Origin of the sequence: Parachlamydia sp., assembly GCF_050255895.1 — a bacterium.
GTDB classification, from domain to species: domain Bacteria; phylum Chlamydiota; class Chlamydiia; order Chlamydiales; family Parachlamydiaceae; genus Parachlamydia; species Parachlamydia acanthamoebae.
Window position 1 is genome coordinate 18,050 of sequence record NZ_JBFWIR010000015.1, and the last position, 18,643, is coordinate 36,692.

Below are 18,643 nucleotides of genomic sequence, written 5' to 3' on the forward strand. Positions count from 1 at the left end.
CTAAATTTAAACTGATTGTTTGGTTGCCTGGATGGCTTCTGGAAGAGAATCAAAAAGATTGGCTTCTCCAATTTTATTTAAAATGCCCGAAACCTGCATTTCCTTTTTACAGTTGGGCATCACTTCCGAAATAAATAAACGGTTGCCATTTTTATGTGCGGCATTGGCTAAGCGTCCAATGGTATGCAAGCCTGTCGCATCCAGTAATAACATTTGGTTCATTCTAAAAATGATAAATTTTTTGTCGTCAAGACTTGTCATAAAAATATCTTCGAACTTGCCTGCAGCGCCAAAGAAAAAGGCTCCATTTAGTTCGAATATTTGCACATTCTCAGGAATTTGGACGCGACGCATTTCATCAAGAGTATAGAAGGTATCTGGGTCAGAATGATCATCCATTTGGCGTTGAAATTTCTTAATGTCGGAAACATCACTCATTTTTTTCATAAATAAAAAGGTGGATAAAACAATACCTGCTTGAATGGCAATGACAAGATCAAAAAAGACGGTCCCCAAAAATGTGGTCAAAAGCACAAGTCGATCTGCCTTAGGAGCAGATAACAGAGACTTAAACTCTCTCCATTCACTCATGTTATAAGCCACTAAGACTAAAATTCCTGCTAAAGCTGCCATGGGAATAAGCCCAACGAGAGGTCCGGCAAACAACACAATGGCGAGGAGAGTAAAAGCATGGATAATGCCTGCTACGGGTGTACGTCCCCCATTACGAATATTTGTGGCTGTCCGTGCAATAGCGCCCGTGGCTGGGATCCCTCTAAAAAATGGGGTAATCACATTAGCTAGGCCCTGTGCAATTAATTCTGTATTCGGGCGATGCTTTCCTCCTATCATTCCATCTGCAATGACAGCACTTAACAACGCTTCTATGGAGCCCAAAACAGCAATAGTGATCGCGGAAGGCATAATGTCCGCAATGTTCGTCCAATCGTAGTTGGGTAATTGGGGAGCCGGTATGGTAATCTTTAAATCCCCAAACCGATCTTGGATACTTTCGACAGGGATATTCAAAAAATAGGTTAAGCCTGTCACGATAACTAAAGCTAAAAAAGCACCTGGCAACTTCGGAAAAAAACGAGGTGTGAAGATCGAAATGGCTAATGTTAAAACACCCACTAAACACGCGTACACATTGAAAGATCCACTGGAGTGTGCATACGCCATCCATTTGTCAATAAATTCACTCGGAATATGGTTCATTTGTAAACCAAAAAAATCACGCATCTGGGATGAAAAAATCACCACAGCAATACCGCTTGTAAAACCAATTACAACGGGCAAAGGGATAAACCGTATCCAGGTCCCTAATTTGACAACTCCCATGCCAATCATGAATAGACCGGCAATGATAGTCGCAACGGCCAACCCTTCAAAACCAAATTTTTCCACAACCTCATAGATAATGATCACAAAAGCACCTGTCGGCCCCCCAATTTGGACTCGACTCCCCCCTAAAGATGAGATTAAAAATCCTGCGATAATGGCCGTGATAATTCCTTGCTCTGGTGTGACTCCACTTGCAATGCCAAAAGCAATGGCCAGCGGGAGAGCAACGATTCCGACGATGATTCCTGCGATGAGATCTCGTGTCAATTGCTCGGTCGAATAACCTTTTAAAGTTGTCAGTAATTTTGGATAAAACATTTGAACCTCAAATAAGTGCTCAATACAAACGAAACTATCATGCAATACTAGTGAGATTAGAAACAGAAAAATGTCTTTTTTAAGATAAGTTCTTAATTTTTAGAAAATTCTTCTTTCAAAAAAGTTTGATATAACCTCTTATCGAATCAATCCTTTATATTGACTTTTCCGCGAACGACTCCTGGTAATCACGCCCATGAAACGACAATTATTTTTTGGATAAAACAGAGCTTAATTAGCCTCTTTCTTGCCCTGATTTGTTTCGGATGCCATTTTTTTAATCCTCCCCTCTCAGTTTTTGATGTGGCACCCGAACAATCGATCTTTGATGCCTGCGTCATGCGTTTTCGTCCCATTATGATGACCACGTTGGCCACCATTGCAGGCGCTGTCCCTATTGCTTTAGCTTTCGGTGGAGGGGCAGATGCTCGTCGACCATTGGGCATTGTGATTATCGGAGGAATGGTTTTTTCTCAGCTTGTAACCCTTTTTTTAACACCCGTTATTTATCTCTATCTAGAACAGTGGAATGAAAAACTGTCACCAAAACATTTAGAGTAATTTTATCAAGGAGTTTGAAATGACATTTATGATTCAAAGAGATCCACAAGGCGCTTTTGGACCCGCCATGGCGGTTTTTGACACTGCTAGAACCCTTAAAACAAAAAATTTAGCGAAATACACCCTAATTCTTGAAGAAAATTTTAAACGGCTTGCCGGGTTTTCACCCTCAGGAAGAATAGAGTTTTGTGCCGAAGTCCTGCATAGCAAAGAACAAGCGACTCCTCGGATTAGAAACCCATGCGCAACCCAACAATGCCGCTATAAGAATGCTCACGTCCGTTCAAATACGTATCTCCTGTCAAAGTTCCATACAAAGAAAGAATACGTGTTAATTGCACGGTGATGCCAAGCGTTCCCTGAATCCAGCTGCCTTCTAATTCTGATGAAAAGCCGACATGACCTAGAGAAGTCGAAAAAAATGTTTTGGATTGTCCATCAAAATCATGCCATGCATTTGCACATAGCCACAGTGAGCATTGCCGGAATTGATCAGAATCCGCACGACCTAATGTCCAGGATTTAGCTAAACGCAAACCAAGCCTTCCCAATACTGAATGAGTTCTTCGGAAATGAATTTTTGTAGTAATTTCTTTTTTATCATGGAGAGACAAAGTTTGATAAATTAACTGTGCCTGCGGTTCTAAAGTGAGATATTTTAATTCAAGCGGATACCCCCCTTCTACCGATCCAGCCATTTCAATCCCGTGTGTTTTCAAAGACATGCGAGAAGAATGCGCCTTTACATTGCGATACCAATTAGTCAAAAAAACGGAGTCAATGTACCAATTGGATGCTCCAAAATGGGTCCAATAAGCTCCTGCACTATAGGCATCAAAGCAATCCCGACCAGCATGAACGTGAGCAATGTGTCTCACATGGCTTCTTCCATTTCCAATCGCGCCTAAAACGCCCACATAATCGCGACTATTATCTAAACATCTATTTTGATACAAATCTGCTCCCGCCTGAAAAGCCAACAGATGAAATTTGAAATCGGGACCATGGTGGAAAATGCCTCCATTGCGCTGCCTTCCATTGCGGTTAATGACCCGCATCCAAGAGCGTTTAAAGAAAGAAGCCTTTTCTTCAATCGTATTGCCACATACCTGGTCTTCCCCAACGCGTTGATGTCGTGTATCCATTAAAGTACGCCCATATAACATCGCAGTGGTTGGGAGGGCTGTATATAAAGACACTTCGCGACGAAAGTCGGGTGTTTGAGGAGAAATAGGATTAGAAGTAGAGCGAAGGTACCAATTTTCTGTTTCAGCTCCATCCACGCTTCCTCTATACAAAGAATACTCATACGGACCTGCCATAACACTATCTGCTAAAGAAAAGGATTGTGCTCCTGTTGTTCCCCCATTAATGGCATCGATGACTAGAATACCGTTCCCAATAGTCAAGGCACCTTCTCCTGTCGTATTTTTGATGCACAGATAGGTATGTCCGGTTGCAGTCCCCCCATCAATCACGATTAAATCGGAAGGAGATCCATCTCCTTCCAAAAAGGTGTTAAGACTGAGTAATCCATTTTGACCGTTGTAATTTCCTCTGACCGTTAAAGTTTTAAAATCATTGCCTGACGATAGAAAGTCAATAATGCCTGCGTTGGAGAGTTGATTCGTAATGGAAGAGCTTTTTGTGAGAGTCCATAAGCTTGTCTCAATCGCAAGATTCGTCACCTCAAATGCTCCCCCTTCCCAAAGGGTGTTACTTCCTAGAGAAATATTGCCAGTATTTCCATTCACAACACGCAGATCGCCAATCAACTTGGATTCGCTTGTCGTCATAAACAAACTTGTAGGATTACTTCCATCCACTTCCACAAGTAAAAAGTCTGGAGGTGCGATAGCCGAAACGGTATTTAAGATCACATTGGCTGTTCCTCCATTGAAAGAAAATACGGTTGCATCGAGAGCGGAAAAAGATGTATTTGTAGCTTTTACAGTATTTGTGATTCCTGTATTTGCGTACGCATATAAAGCTAAAGCCTCATTTCCACTGGTCGCTACCGAAGTATTGCATAAGTCAACTTCTGTTCCTGCTGATGACCCCATTAAAAATACACCTAAAGCACCAATTCCTGAAGTTTGTAGACTGCTGTTGTGCACGGTCATGAGACTTCCATCTTGAATCAAGGTGGCATGAGCAGAATGTCCACCTGTCATCAAAGAGGTATTATTAAGCCTAATGGTTGCCCCAAACTGGGCATAGCTTCCAAAAGCAAAATTGCCTGCTGTCGTAATTGAACTGCTATCACAATTGATTGAAGAGCCGATATCTGAAGCACGCACTCCGTAACTGTAATCTTGCAAACTTGTGATGGAACTCCCATTGATAACATCGATAGTTGCTCCTTGCCTTGCAACAATTGTCCCGACGGCGGCTCCCCCAATAGAAGAGACTGAACTATGATCCAGCAAAATGGTAGTCCCTGTCCCCTGCGCTTCTACTACAGTTCCATTGACTGAAGAATTGGTTTCAATTTTGCAATTCTCTGCACATATTTTGTTGCCACCCGTTAGAGCAAAAAGCCCTCTTCCATTGGTTCCTGTAACCAAAATGTCCATATTGTTTAAAAAAATCGAAGAATTGGATCCTAAAGCCGTTACCGCATTCGCATTGGCTCCATATGTTGTCGTAATGGTACAGTCACTTTCTGTAATAGTGGTTCCATTTGCAATGATTCCACTATCAGCTAGAGGACAAGCTCCATGCCCATTGGTGTGCAACAAAATAGAGAAGAGAATGAACAGATAAAAAGAAGATCTCATAACAAACCTGTTAAATATTTCAAGGAATGTTATGAGAAAAAAGACATATATTAAAGTTTTTTACATAAAAACTTTCAAAGAACGCATTTTACAGCAAAGGTGGAAGAGGATCGATCTCTTGCGAACTGCCTAAAATTTGAAAATCTCGAATCATCAATTGAATGCTCTGCCCCTGGTAGTTATTAATTTGAGGGGTAAAAGCAATACGCAAAACAAGATCTTTTTTGCGAAGCAATGGGCTTTGAGCTGCTTTTCCAAGCGCAATCCCTTCTAACATTCTATCTCCCTCACCTTGCACTAAATACAATTTAAGGTGGGCTTTTTTAAGCACTTTGGGGGGGAACGCTTGCTTCGCATCGCAATAGAGAACTGGTTGTGGATTCCCATTTCCGTAGGGCTCGAGCAATTTTAAAGATTCCATGAAATCAAAAGTTAATTCATCAAAATTGATTTTTGCATCCAAACGTAATTTGGTTAAAACGTCGCTGTCTTTTAATGTGGCTTCAGCGGCTTCGATGAAGCGTCGCTTAAATTCTTCAATGTGCTCTAATTTTAACGTAACACCCGCCGCGAAATCATGTCCTCCATAATTCACTAAAATATCGGAGCATTGATCTAAAACAGGCAATAGAGGAAATTCAGGTATAGAGCGCAAAGAGCCTTTAGCCACTTTATCATCACATGCCATGATAACGGTCGGTCGGTTGTAAAATTTCGCAATACGCGTCGACAATATGGCAATGACGCCAGGATGCCAATTCTCAGAATGCATGAGGATGGCTTTCTTGGATAAAATTTCTGGATGCATTAGCAACTTGCTTTCAATATCGACGGCCATCGCCCTTTCAATCCGCTGCCGCTCAATATTATTGAGATCAAGCTCGATCGCCATTTTTTCAGCAGCCACCGCATTGCGAATTAAAAGCATTTGAACACCCTTCTGCGGGTCATCAATTCTGCCCAAGCTATTTAAGCGTGGTGCGACTTTTGAAGCGATCGTAAAGGTTGAAAGATCGTTTAAATCCACATCAGAGATTGACATCAATTTGGAAAGCCCCAAACGTTTTCTCTTGGCTAATTCATGCAAACCGTAACTAACCAGAATGCGATTCTCACCCTGCAAGGTCCCCATGTCAGAAATGGTACCTAAAGCCACAAGATCTAAGTAACGCTTGAGATCCACCTTTTTAGGAGGAAGTTTTCCTTCCGCAGTGAGATGTTCTGTCACAGCGTGCGCCAATTTAAAAGCGACTCCAACTCCCGTAATATCCTGATTGGGATACGAGTTATTCACGAGCTTTGGATTTAGCGTCGCAATGCAATTGGGGATTTTGTCTGTAGGCGCATGGTGGTCAGTAATAATCACATCGATATTGTTTTCGACAACCTTTGCAATTTCTCCAGCTGCAGTGATCCCACAGTCTACCGTAATTAACAATTTGCATTCATTTTTTAGAGCATATTCAAGAGCTTCTACGATTAAACTGCCTCGATGTGCGCCTCGATTGGAGACATAAAAGAAAACGTTAGCTCCGATGTAGCGAAAAAACTCTGTTAAAAGAGCCGTTCCTGTCATTCCATCAACATCATTATCCCCGTAGATTAGAATCCCTTCTCCCTGTTCGATAGCCTTTGCAATACGCTGTACCGCTTGCGGCATCCCACCCATTAAAAAGGGATCGCATAGGTCTGGCAATCGTCCATATAAAAAAGTATGGATTTGTTCGAGTGTCGTAAACCCTCGAGAGACAAATACTTGAGCAACCACTGGGTGTATTCTAAACTCTTTGACAATTTTTTCAGCCAATTCAGCATTTTCTTGTGGATAAACCCAAACAAGATCGGCTGTTTCATTGTGCCAAGAAAGCATGCAATCACTCCATTATTCTATGTGATAAAAATAATTACTTCTCCCCTCATCGAAATATATCTTCAGCGTCAATCCTGAAAATATCTAGAGAAATCACGTTTGCGCAAACTGAAAGTAAGTGATAGGGTTTAGAATGAGAAGCAACTTCCAAATGCATAGTTATACAGAGATAAGTCACTGTTTGTCAATCTTTCATCGAATAAATCAGATGAAATGAGACAGGAAATCATTTATCTTGTAAAAATCCGAGAGTCGAAAGATTCAACTTACGACTCTCTTCATCAAACAATCTATTCAAGCTTGCCAAATAATTTGATATGTTCTTTTAACCTCAAAACCACTTCTGTCTGCAATATTGCCGGCTCAAGGGCGTTGAAATGTTGGGAAATATAATCAAGAGGAGTCAACCCAAAATCATCTTTTGCCGTCAATGCATGCCATCTGTCTTTAGAAAAAAAAGATCGCTCATCAATACACACACATTCAAGTAATAGCAAACAAACATAAAAATTCTTATCAATAGCAGCCCAGTGAAACCGATTTCTATGACCCAAGGCTTTCTCCATAAGCAAAATCTCATCAAGTAATAGCTGATAATAAAGAGGTAATGATATCATATCCCTTTCAACATTGAGGAGAGCCGATTGGGCCGCATGAAAATGATCGAAAGATGAAAATATCAATCGTAACATACCTTCGAATGCATGTCTTGTCACGCTTCCCAAAATCAGCTCATTTTTTTCACTTTTGTAAAAAGCTTTTACAAGATTAGATTTTTCTTTCAACACATTTAAAAAAAGCCGGGGAATCCGCATTGGACCATCTGCGCATCTGACCGTCACATTGTTAAAGATAAAATGCACGGCGTCATGTTTTAAATGTCTACACTCCTCCCAAACCTTTGCAGCACATACCAACGCAGGAGTATATTCCACTGAATGCTTTAAGATTCGGTCAAATATCTCTGATAGAGTCGCATAAACATTTATGCGAGTCCCCAACTTTTCTTTTTGGGCCACATAATGATAATCATAAAGAAAAAGCAAATGATTTTGCGCTTTAATCATATCCACAAACGTAAATCCTTGACTATTTTTGATAAATGGATTCGCCCCTGCTTTCAATAACTCCAAAGAAAAGTACCACAGATTTCCACCCGTTCGATGCAAAAGTGTATTGCCTTGATGATCACATTCATTCAATATTCTATTTCGGAATGCCGAAAAAAGTGACGTTTTATCCACTTGCTTCATGCAATCCAAGATCATTTTAAATTCGGAAAAATTTCTGGTATGGATCGCCCTCTGCAATAAATTTTGATGGCTGGGTCCTCTTTCCAAAGCCAAGCTCTCATCTACTAATAAGTCCAAAAAGCCAGAGAAAGAGGCTGTTTTGCGTATTTCAGGTAGTAAAGGTCGAATATCTTTATCTCCAGCAAAAAGGGCTTCAAGCACGGTTAAAAACCCTTGTAGATCGATCTGATCTAAAATCATTTCTTCTTCATTTGAACCAAGCTTACGAAAAAGCGCGCTTTTTTCTTGAAACACCTTCACAAAAAGCATGGGAATGGATATCGATCCATCGGGACATTTAACGACAATTTTTTTTAAGAGAAGTTGATGCACATTCTCTTTCGTTTTAATTGACTTATCCCATATGAGTGCCGCGCACATCTTACTGGGAAGATGCCTATTAGGATATCTTAAAATTTGTTCACACATCGTAGAAAAGGTTTCAGCAATTTGTGCAAGTTGACCATTTTTTTCATAAAGGTAGTAAAAAAATAAAAAGTCATTTCTCGATTTAGCCAACTCCTCAACACTACAATTTGAGTAATCCTTGATGGATGGGTTGACTCCAGCCACGTAAAATAGCCGGGCAAACGAAGCGGAGTTTTCAAATGCATATCGAAAAGGTGTAAACCCAAAAGAGTCTGGTGTATTCAATGCATCGGCTAAACTCGTAAAAAAACATAAATCCACAACTTGCATGAATAAAATTTGACAAAACTGAAAGTCCCCGATTAAAGCTGCATGATGAAATATGTTTCTTCCCTCTTTATCTTGCTCGGTTATCAAAATCGTACTGTCTGACAAGATCTCATATAATAAAGAGAGATTTCTAGATTTAATGGCTTCTATTAAAGCCAAAAAACCTTTGGGATGCGTACAAAACGGACAAATGCTGGAAATTCTTTGAGTGATTGACAGGAGGCCATTTATTCCTTTTGTAAGATTATTAAGAGCACTTATGCTAGGATCAATTCCCACCCGCTCTTTCTCTAATTCTGACATCGAATAACCAAATATGTGTTGCTGCACACATTTTTTTTCTGGTAATTCAGGAGTTTTTCTTTTAACACCTCTTTGTTCTGGGTAGAGGTTTAGATTGCAATGCCAAGTGGAATAGTCGTTGTCGTATAAATTATTTCTTGTACAGTCCATATATTTTGCCTAGTTAAAATTATTGCAAATCATTTAACAGAATGATGTCGATAAACAATACATTGTTAATCTTAGCAAAATGAATCCATAAAATGGATTTTTAATAAACTAAAAAACAACTACACAAGAAATTGTTGTACACGTAATAAAAAACAAACTAATTTATTTCCCATATAGTTAAAAAGCAAAATCCCTTTTCCTGTCAAAGAGAAGAAAAAGGGATTTCACTAATAAAATCTATTTGTTTTTAGGTCTTTTGGGATTTGTTATAATAATTTTAAAATGCTCGATTTTTTTCAATTCTCTCAGTGTTTGTGCACTAATAAAGCAATCGATAAATTCAAGTTTATTTAATCCATTTGGAATCTCCTGTAACCGTAAAAGATTAAGAAAAGAAGAATCCAATTTTACACTTGTCCCATAAAATGTGAGGTTCTTCAGAGCTTTAATTTTGCAAATGGCCCTGAATTTGCGTGTTGTAAGCAATCCTTCATCAAAATCCAAGTGAGTTAAAGCAGGATGGTCTAAATATCTCGCAAGAGAATGAATGAGCGCCTCTGTGTGGCCATGCTTAAAATTAATTTTTACCATTGATAAATTTAGATGATCTCCTACCTGGAATCGGAATCTTTGAATACTCATCAATTGATCAAAAATCTCTAAATGTTGCAGGCTTACAAAAGAGAATATTTTAAGATTAGGCAATAACTCCCCCGTTCTTAACTTTTCAATGGCAGAATTACTGAGTTGAATTTCACAATCAACAAAATTTAGCTCAGAAAGGGTTGGTATCTTATTTAATTCCTCAAGAACGTTATCTGTTAAGTATCCACCAGAAAAATCGAGATTTCTAATAGGTACTTCCCGCATTAATTCGATACTACTTTGAAATCTAGAAAAATCCTCTTTAAAATGTTTATTCAACAAAGAGCAATTAGATCTTTTTTCAATAAACTCCAGAATCACAGCCTTAATTTGGTCGAGTTGCAAGGCATCTGCAAATCGATGAATTTCCGCGATATTGGCAAATGCCTCAGGCTTTGTCAATTCATCACTTGAAAAATACTCCTCGCAGGCCATTTTAAGAAAGCTACATGAACCTTTAATTAACTCACGCAGTTGCAAATAATCTATGATGCTGATGATTTCAAGCGCATTATCAAACTCTCTAAAACAATTATCTTCAGCAAATAATAACTTTATAATCATTTCGAAATTTTGCACTTTCATGCAGGACAAGGAAATGCTGTCTGGATGAACGTTTTCTTTAAAATTCCCCTCTAAAAGCCCTCTAAAATAGGGAGATTTTTCTCTTAAAGCTTCTACAATAATTTTAGGGATAACAAATGGACCATCTGAGCAACTAAACGTATAGTTTGCAAATAATGTTTTTGCTGCATTTTTTGGATCTCCAGATAACTTCATCCACGCGTTTGCCATACCAGCATGTCCTGGAGAATACTTTTCAGGCGCTTTAGCAATTGACTCTAAAATTTCTATAAGAGTTTCTCTGGTCTGTTTTTTTTCTTGTTTAGATAATTGGATATAATTTCGACATATAGCTAAAATATTTTTATTTAATTCGACATTTCGTCCTTTATAAGTATCTGCGCCGATACTAATATAAAGTGCTGCCAGTTGATCTGAAGATTTCATCGCATATTCAAGCGGTCGAAGACCATGAACATCGGGCTTATTCAAAGCCTTCAAACGACGTTCATGAAAAAACGTTGTAGGATTTTCCAGACAACCTAAAAAGCTTTTACAGGCTCGTACATCATTGTTAATAGCCGTTACATGAAAAATGTTTCTGCCATTATCAGCTTTTTCAAATTGGAGAAGCTCATCCATTAATAGCTCATATAAAATGGGTGGTGAACCTAATTGCTTCAACATAAGATGACTATTTAAGGCAACGAAAGCTTTTCCACTAAACAAACTTTCGATAACTTTTTTGAAACTTTCTAAGTCAATGTCACTTAAGGGATATCCCTCTCCAAAAGACTTTAAAAATGCGGGAGATTTATGTTTTAGAACTTCGACGAAAATTTTTGGAATCACAGCTTCTCCGTCATTACATCCGATCGTCACATCCTGGAATAAGGTTCTTAATCCATTATGTTTATCCTTGAAAGCCTCCCAAATCCATGCTAAACATAAAATCGCTGGGGGCACAGTTTCTTCTGGAGACTCCCTTAGATCAGCAAGAATGTTATTCACATAAACTTCCATTTCATCTAAAAAGTCATCTTTAGATTCTAAAAGATGTTTATAATACATACTTAGAAAAATAAAGTTATACTGGTCTCCAGCGACTTGAAGGAGAGAGGAATTTGTCATCTTGTATCGAGGGTCAGCCCCTGCCTTCAAAAGAGGAACCACAAAAGCGGGATCATTTTCTGCATAGTGTAAAGGGGTTTTTTCAGAATGATCAAAAATATTCAAAGCTGCGCGCCTACACTTCCCAAAAAAATCTTGAGGATCCGCTCGATTAATGTGTTCTAGAATTTTAAGGAAGCCATTTAAATTCTTTGCTATGACAAATCGATGTAAAATATTTTTCCCTTCTTGATCTCGTATTAATTGCTCATCGAACAGCAAATCAATAAAAACCCCGTTTACCATCTTGTGTGCAAGTTGATGAATCATCAATCGGCTATTGGCTTTAGGAGCAAAGAGAATTTCCAGCAGCATTTCGAAGCTTTCAGTGTCGATTTTATCAAAAACAATGGGTTCTCGATTATTTCCTGCGCCATGACCTTTTACTATCCCACTTTCTAAAACCTCTTTATCATCACATGCATCTCTAAATTTTTGGGATTTCATTTTGAGAACATCAACAAAAATCTGAGGAATTTTGACTAAACCATCAGAGCACACAATTAAAACCGGAGAGAATAAGGAATGCAAAGCACCCAAACCATATTGACCATGCATGTTCCATATGTAAGCAAGGCTACGCAAAGCTGGAGAGCTTTGAGGCGAGGCTAGAAGTCGTTGAGATAATTGACCCATATGTTGGCTGATTATCCAATAATTGTTCTCATTGTTGGAAATGGCATAGAGGTGATAATAAAATAAAGCATGGCCCAACTCACTATTTCGACTTAAAACACTCACCCCTCTTCCGTTCATAATTTCAGGATTCGCACCACTTTGTAGAAAACAGTAAGTCAATCGGCTGGAAAGTAAATTGGCAAAGGAAAGCGGTGTATTGCCAAAGATATCCTGACCATTTAATAGGTCACTTCTCCAGTCATATGACACATAATGTGAAGCAAATTTGTAAAGAATGTTGAATATTTCAACACTTCCAGACATGGCAGCAATGTGAAAAATATTTTTATTTTGGGTGTCGCGATTTCGAAATAAAAATTTTCCATCGCCGGCCAATGAGTTTATAAGAGCCTCGGTATCTTTTCTTCTAATTGCGTCAAATAAAGGATTGACTGGAATCGATTGAATTGCTGTTCCCTGTATAAAAGTCATGCGTGGATCAATTTCTTGATCAGAAGACATTGCAGTCACACGTTCATTCAGTGCCGGCGATTCAGGTCTTGGTTTTTTCTCAGCAGAGGTTTCAAATACTTGAGAAGCAGTCTCTTTTCGTTTGCCAGTCGCACTTATCGAACTAGACGATGAACTAGACGATGAACTAGAAACAGGATTAAAATCACTTGGTTGCATAAATTACCTCTTTAATTAAAATAATGATTCAATTTTACGCGCAATAAAATATTAAATCAATAATTTTAGTTAAATTAATTAATTTCATAAAAAACAAACTAAACAAGATCAAATGAAATCATATAAAGCAGAGATTTTAACTTAGATCGAATTCATTTTTATTTTACTATCTTTTTAATAAGCATGTTTTGATTAGAAAATTAAAATGTAAATAAATAGAAAGTAGATATCGATTTCAAATTTTTTTATGGGATAGGAGGGGACTTAGGAAAGAATCGAATGTCGCGAAAGGATAAAAAAAAATCCCTGAGATAATCCCAGGGATTTTTTTTACGAGCTCAGTTGAAAATCGTCATTAGACTTTGCGATATCCCGCTTGATCTTTCTGCTGCTGGGCAAGTTCTCTATTATGGAAATAGAGCATGACTGGTCCTGCAATGAACAGAGAAGAAAGCGTTCCAACGACCACACCAACCGTCATAACGAGTGAGAACCCGAAAATGGATGGTCCACCTAACAAGACTAAAGCCAGTAGAACAAGCAGAGTTGTTCCAGAAGTCATGATAGTACGACTTAATGTCACGTTGATCGAATGGTTTAAAATCTCGCTGAAAGACATCTTACGATAAACTTTCACATCTTCACGAATACGGTCAAAGACAATAATCGTATCATTCAAGGAATATCCAATAATTGTCATGATTGCTCCCACAACTTCTAGATCGATCTGCACAGGAAAACCTAGCTTATGGAACAAGGCAATGATTCCCAACGTAATGATCACGTCGTGTGCTAGAGCAATCACGGCTCCAATTGCATATTTGAATTCAAAACGAAGCGTAATGTAAGCCAAAATGCATGCTAGAGCAATCGCCAAGCCAATCAAGGCATTATCGCGCATCGCTTCAGAAAGTTGACCACTCATGACAGTCCAATTTCTATTCAGACTTTCTAGCTGATCTTTTGGGATCTGTACACCGTTTTCCTGAAGAGCATTGACCAACCAGACAATACGAGGATTGGACTGATATTCATAAGGAGCCCCTTCTACATTGGAAACTTCAGGAAGTTGATAGAAAGGATGTCCTTTCTCTTCCATTCCCATTCCCATTTGAATTCTCAATTGGTTTGGTTTGCTCAGCTCTTGCACTTGCACGTCTGTCGTACTTGCACCGGCTGCCAATAAACTGTTCATCACATCTTGACGATAGGAAGGATGCTCGGCTTGCTCTTGAACTTCCACGTTTAATGAATATCCACCTGTGAAATCCATTCCAAAAATGGTATTTTTTTGTGAGATAAACAAATAGCTTCCAACCAGCATAACAATCGCTGAAATGATGAAGGCTTTCTTCGCTTGGCCAATAAAGTCAAAGTGTGTCTTACCAATAAATTCGCACATAGTGAGCGATTTGTTATTAGGATTTTTGACCCATCCAGCAAAGAAATAACGTGTCATAAACAAAGCTGTGAACATCGAAGAGAGAATTCCAATGATCAAGGTGACAGCAAAGCCTTTAATCGGTCCTGAATCAAACTGAATCAGAACTAATGCAGCAATAATCGTGGTGACGTTAGAATCCACAATCGCACTAAACGCTTTGCGATATCCCGCTTGAATTGCAGAAGCAATACGTCCTGAAATTTTGAACTCTTCACGAACCCTTTCAAATACCAACACGTTGGCATCAACTGCCATACCAATTGTCAAGACGATACCTGCAATTCCTGGCAGTGTTAAGGCGGCATCGAGATTTTGTAGGACCCCCCACATGATCAGGATGTTTAGCAATACAGCACAAGAAGCAACAAGACCCGCAAATCGGTAGTAGCTAATCATCGCAATCACAACAAGCGCCAGAGCAACTAATGAAGCTCCAATTCCACGAGCACGTTCTTGTGTTCCCAATTCAGCACTGACGTTTTGTTCGGAAAGAATATGCGGTGTAAAGCTCAACGAACCTGCTTTAAGATCAGCTGCTAGTTGGTTAATTTCACGCTGTGAAAAACGACCACTAATTGTCGCACCATCTCTTAGAGCCGCACGTAGGGCTGGCTGGCTGATGACTTTTTGGTTAAGAATCACCGCCATTCTCCATCCTCTTCCATGAGAGTAGTTTTCTTTTGGAGTTCCGAGAATCTTATCTTCTGCAAACTGAGAGGTCCAAGCATAGAAATTATCGCGTGGATTTCCGACGACTTTATTTCCATCATAAGAGCCTTTCACAGTGAAATTCAGAATGTTCCCTTGTGTTGGATCATATCCGACTTGAACATTTGTCAAGCTAGATCCTTCCAGTGCATAGTTACGGAAAACGATGAGCAATGGTGTGGATTGTCCTTCCCACTCAGAGTAATCATCTCCACGCATAATTGCAACCGCTGACAGTGTATCATTAAATGCATTGCCTGTTGTCGCATCATCTGGTGAAGGAATACGCAAGCCATTGTCGTAAAGAACACGCGCTGCTTCACTGCGAGGGTACGTTTGCTGGTCATCACCACCTAAATGTCTCCACGCAATTTCATTTACACCTTGCACATCTTTACGGTTTGTGACCGCGGCTTCATTCCATACCCCTTGTAAGAACTGGTTAACAGAATCTTTTAGAGTTGGGTTGTTTGGTGTAAATTTTTCATTCACAATGTGGAAATACATCGCAGATGCTTGAACAAGTTCAGAGGCAGAAAGCGCTTGAGATCCTGGGAAGTCTAGAATGATGTTGTTATTTTCCACACGGATCGTACGTTCTGAAACGCCCATTTTATTGATCCGTGTATACAATTCATTCGTTGCTTGTTTTAAATCTTCTGGGTTTGTCACAGGACGATTATTATGATCCCGTAAACCAATGCGCACTGTTTTACCACCGGAAAGATCCAATCCCCATTTCAAGATTTTACGATCGTCCCCTCTAAAATACTTCGCAAAACTGAGTTTGAAGTTTTCTATATAAGGATTTTTTGTTGGAGCTGGAATCAGGTATTTGCGTGTCGCATCAAGATCAACTTGTGCAGCGCTGTAATCTTCGGCCCACTTCAATAAATCTTCTTGGATTCTATCATCAATCTTATTGCGTGTTAAAATTCTCTGTTCCACATCTGTGAAATCTAAAACAGCGAGTTTTTTACTTCCTTTAACACTAAAATCTTCTCGTGTAGCCGTTAACAGAGGTTGGTAGTAACCTTGCAATTCAAAGATAAAATCTTTGCTAAATTCAGGTCCCATTCCGTAGGAAGATCCTGGATAGCCAATGAATCCATTTTTACGTAGCAAATCGTTTAATTCGCTGATGTTATTCATAAGCAATTCGCTATCCGCAGATTTTGGATTGTCTCGGTATTTTTGAATGATTGTATCCAAACCTTTGGCAATCACATATACGGATCCATTGTTGAATCCTTGAGGAGGAGCTTCTGCATACATAGCAGGCGCATAGATCACAAGTCCTAGCTTTTGATCTTGAGCTGGAAGCTTTTTGTAAGCATCATAAAGATTCACCGGATAGTTTTCTTTCACAAGATCAGCATGCTGAGGAACCCAGGTTTGGTTCAACTGTTGGACCACCTGATGGATTTGCTTGTTTGCTAAAGAACCCAAGTCAAATGTCAAGAAACTTTGTGCATTCGTCAACTGGTTCAAGTTCACAGAAAAAGTTTCCCCATCGGGAGAAATGGTTTCATCTGTCAAACGAGAAACAAGCGAAACATCATTCACGATGTACTGATTCAGTTTGTTTTTGAGATAAACTAAACTTTCATTCTTTGGATCTGCTTCCCGAATTTTTTGAACATCGTCATAAAATTTGACAGAAACACGATCACTGCCCCAATCAATCAAAAGGAAATCTACAAACGGATTTCGATCTTGCAAGCTAATCGATTGCAGAGAATTTTTGGGATTAATAGGTGTCGTTGCCAATGTTTTTTGAATCTCTTCTAATGAAAGAGGAGAAAGGCTCGCATTAAACTCTGCACTGCGACTACGTAAAACATGGCTAGCAGCTTCGAGCGTTTGCTTTTGGTTTCCTAAAGCAGCTAATTCTTGCTCTTTCGCTTCACCTAAAAATTCGCCACTTTCCGTTTTCTTTTTCTGTTCTTGAATTAAGGCTTCGCGGCGAGCTTCAGTTGTTGACTTTAGGGTTTCAACTTTCGCTAAAAATTTTTGTGTCAACTCTTTGGGATTTTCGCCATCTACTTGCATAAAGCTTGCAAACAATCTTTTGGCGATTGTGCTTTCTTTTGCAAAAGATTTATCGATATCTACGATCTCACGTGCTAAAGCTAAAATTCTTTCTTCAGCTTCAGGACTTGTGGGGCTCTCAACAATCGCTTTAACTGTCAATCCTGTTTCACTTGGACCTGCAAAGCCATGCGCAATTAAAGCTGTGCGATCATAAACAAGGTCGCGATAGCTTTTTGAGATTGTCCCATCTTCTTGATATTTGGGTGTAAATTTGAAAAGTTGATCGACTTCAGCAGGATCTAAATGAATCCCGATTTGACGAGCCACTAAAACTTCTTGAGCACCATTTAAGGAAGCTCCAGGATAAAGGCTGAGTTGCTCAGGCACAAACCCGATTAACGCTCCAGCTTGCGGAAGAAACCTTTTGAAAAGATCTGCATCTTGAGAATTTTTAAAACCTACGCGAAATAAGCGAGGATCCTCTGCTTTCAATTCAACATATTCAGGTTTTATTCCCAGCAGTTTAGAGAATGACATCAGCCAATCTTTTGACTGATCTTCCAGAGCGTTTACTCTGTCTACAATCGACACTGCAACATCGTGTGCCCGTGGGGCATCGATGGGGCTCGACAAAGGTTTGCTATAATAGAAAATTGTCGGCAAGATATTGTAGAGAGTCAGAACAATAACCGCTATGATCAAATATAATTGCCATCGTTTTTGTTTTTCCATCGCGATATGCTTCCTTCTATATTAAATTGAACGTGAAATACGTAACGTGATTAAAAGGAGAAGAATAACAAAAAAAAGTGCATTCTGTCCACTATGAACTACCAAAAAAGAGTAAACAAAGATCTTTTTTACTCTTCTAAGAAGTTTTGATATTCAAGAAGCTTTGAATGCCCAAACTGTCTAGCGCTTTTGAGTTGCAGGGAACCGCAAGCCTCCACTTCTGCTAGTGAAGCACTTGAATCTTCTAAAAAGAGAGTTCCACCCATGCGCAATAAACTTTTTTCGTTAACCAACTGAAGAATTTTCTCACTAAAGCCTAAGGACTCCCCTTTTTTTGTAAAAAAGGAATTATACGGAGGATCGGCATAAATAATATCAAATTTTTCATGACACACAGCCGATTCTTGCAAGAAGTCAAACGCATCGTTAAAAAAGACTTGCCCGTGATCTTCTTCCCTAAAATTTTCAAGATTTTTCTGAATGCATTGAATACAATAACGCTGATTATCCACAAAGACCACTTTTTTAGCACCACGACTTAAAGCCTCTAACCCTATCGCCCCTGATCCAGCAAATAAATCCAAAAAAACAGCATCTTCGATATATAATTGGCAGATGTTGAAAAGAGCAGCTCGCAATTGACTAGAGGTGGGACGCGTTTTGTCTCCTTTAGGAGCTACAATGGTCCGATTTTTATATAAGCCTGAAATAATACGCATCT

Annotated in this window: 8 protein-coding genes; 1 reads left to right on the forward strand and 7 read right to left on the reverse strand. The window is 39.2% G+C overall.

Annotation, left to right across the window (positions count from 1 at the left end; translation table 11 throughout):
* Window positions 1–6: 6 nt before the first annotated feature.
* Window positions 7–1,662, reverse strand: coding sequence for a SulP family inorganic anion transporter (locus AB7E63_RS03940; protein WP_006341149.1), 1,656 nt, complete (start codon window positions 1,660–1,662; stop codon window positions 7–9).
* Window positions 1,663–1,821: 159 nt separating this feature from the next.
* On the opposite strand from AB7E63_RS03940, the gene AB7E63_RS03945 reads away from it, so the two are divergent.
* On the forward strand, window positions 1,822–2,223 hold the full coding sequence (locus AB7E63_RS03945) for an efflux RND transporter permease subunit (RefSeq protein WP_284452676.1): 402 nt from the start codon (window positions 1,822–1,824) through the stop codon (window positions 2,221–2,223).
* Between the two features lie 230 nt (window positions 2,224–2,453).
* Here the strand turns inward: AB7E63_RS03945 and AB7E63_RS03950 are convergent, their stop codons facing one another.
* The 6 genes from AB7E63_RS03950 to rsmD form a co-directional block, all read right to left on the reverse strand.
* On the reverse strand, window positions 2,454–5,003 hold the full coding sequence (locus tag AB7E63_RS03950; protein ID WP_428418758.1) for an autotransporter outer membrane beta-barrel domain-containing protein: 2,550 nt from the start codon (window positions 5,001–5,003) through the stop codon (window positions 2,454–2,456).
* 88 nt (window positions 5,004–5,091) lie between these two features.
* The gene (gene recJ, locus AB7E63_RS03955; RefSeq protein ID WP_006341145.1) at window positions 5,092–6,873 is read right to left on the reverse strand and encodes a single-stranded-DNA-specific exonuclease RecJ; all 1,782 of its coding nucleotides are present in this window, start codon (window positions 6,871–6,873) and stop codon (window positions 5,092–5,094) included.
* A 290-nt stretch (window positions 6,874–7,163) separates the two neighbouring features.
* Window positions 7,164–9,317, reverse strand: coding sequence for an ankyrin repeat domain-containing protein (locus tag AB7E63_RS03960; RefSeq protein ID WP_428418760.1), 2,154 nt, complete (start codon window positions 9,315–9,317; stop codon window positions 7,164–7,166).
* Between the two features lie 237 nt (window positions 9,318–9,554).
* Window positions 9,555–13,004, reverse strand: coding sequence for a BTB/POZ domain-containing protein (locus AB7E63_RS03965; RefSeq protein WP_284452669.1), 3,450 nt, complete (start codon window positions 13,002–13,004; stop codon window positions 9,555–9,557).
* Between the two features lie 355 nt (window positions 13,005–13,359).
* Window positions 13,360–17,922 (reverse strand): protein translocase subunit SecF, encoded by a 4,563-nt coding sequence (gene secF, locus AB7E63_RS03970; protein ID WP_428418763.1) that lies wholly within the window; start codon window positions 17,920–17,922, stop codon window positions 13,360–13,362.
* Between the two features lie 128 nt (window positions 17,923–18,050).
* Window positions 18,051–18,641, reverse strand: a complete 591-nt coding sequence (rsmD, locus tag AB7E63_RS03975) for a 16S rRNA (guanine(966)-N(2))-methyltransferase RsmD (RefSeq protein WP_006340482.1) — start codon at window positions 18,639–18,641, stop codon at window positions 18,051–18,053.
* Between the last annotated feature and the right edge of the window lie 2 nt (window positions 18,642–18,643).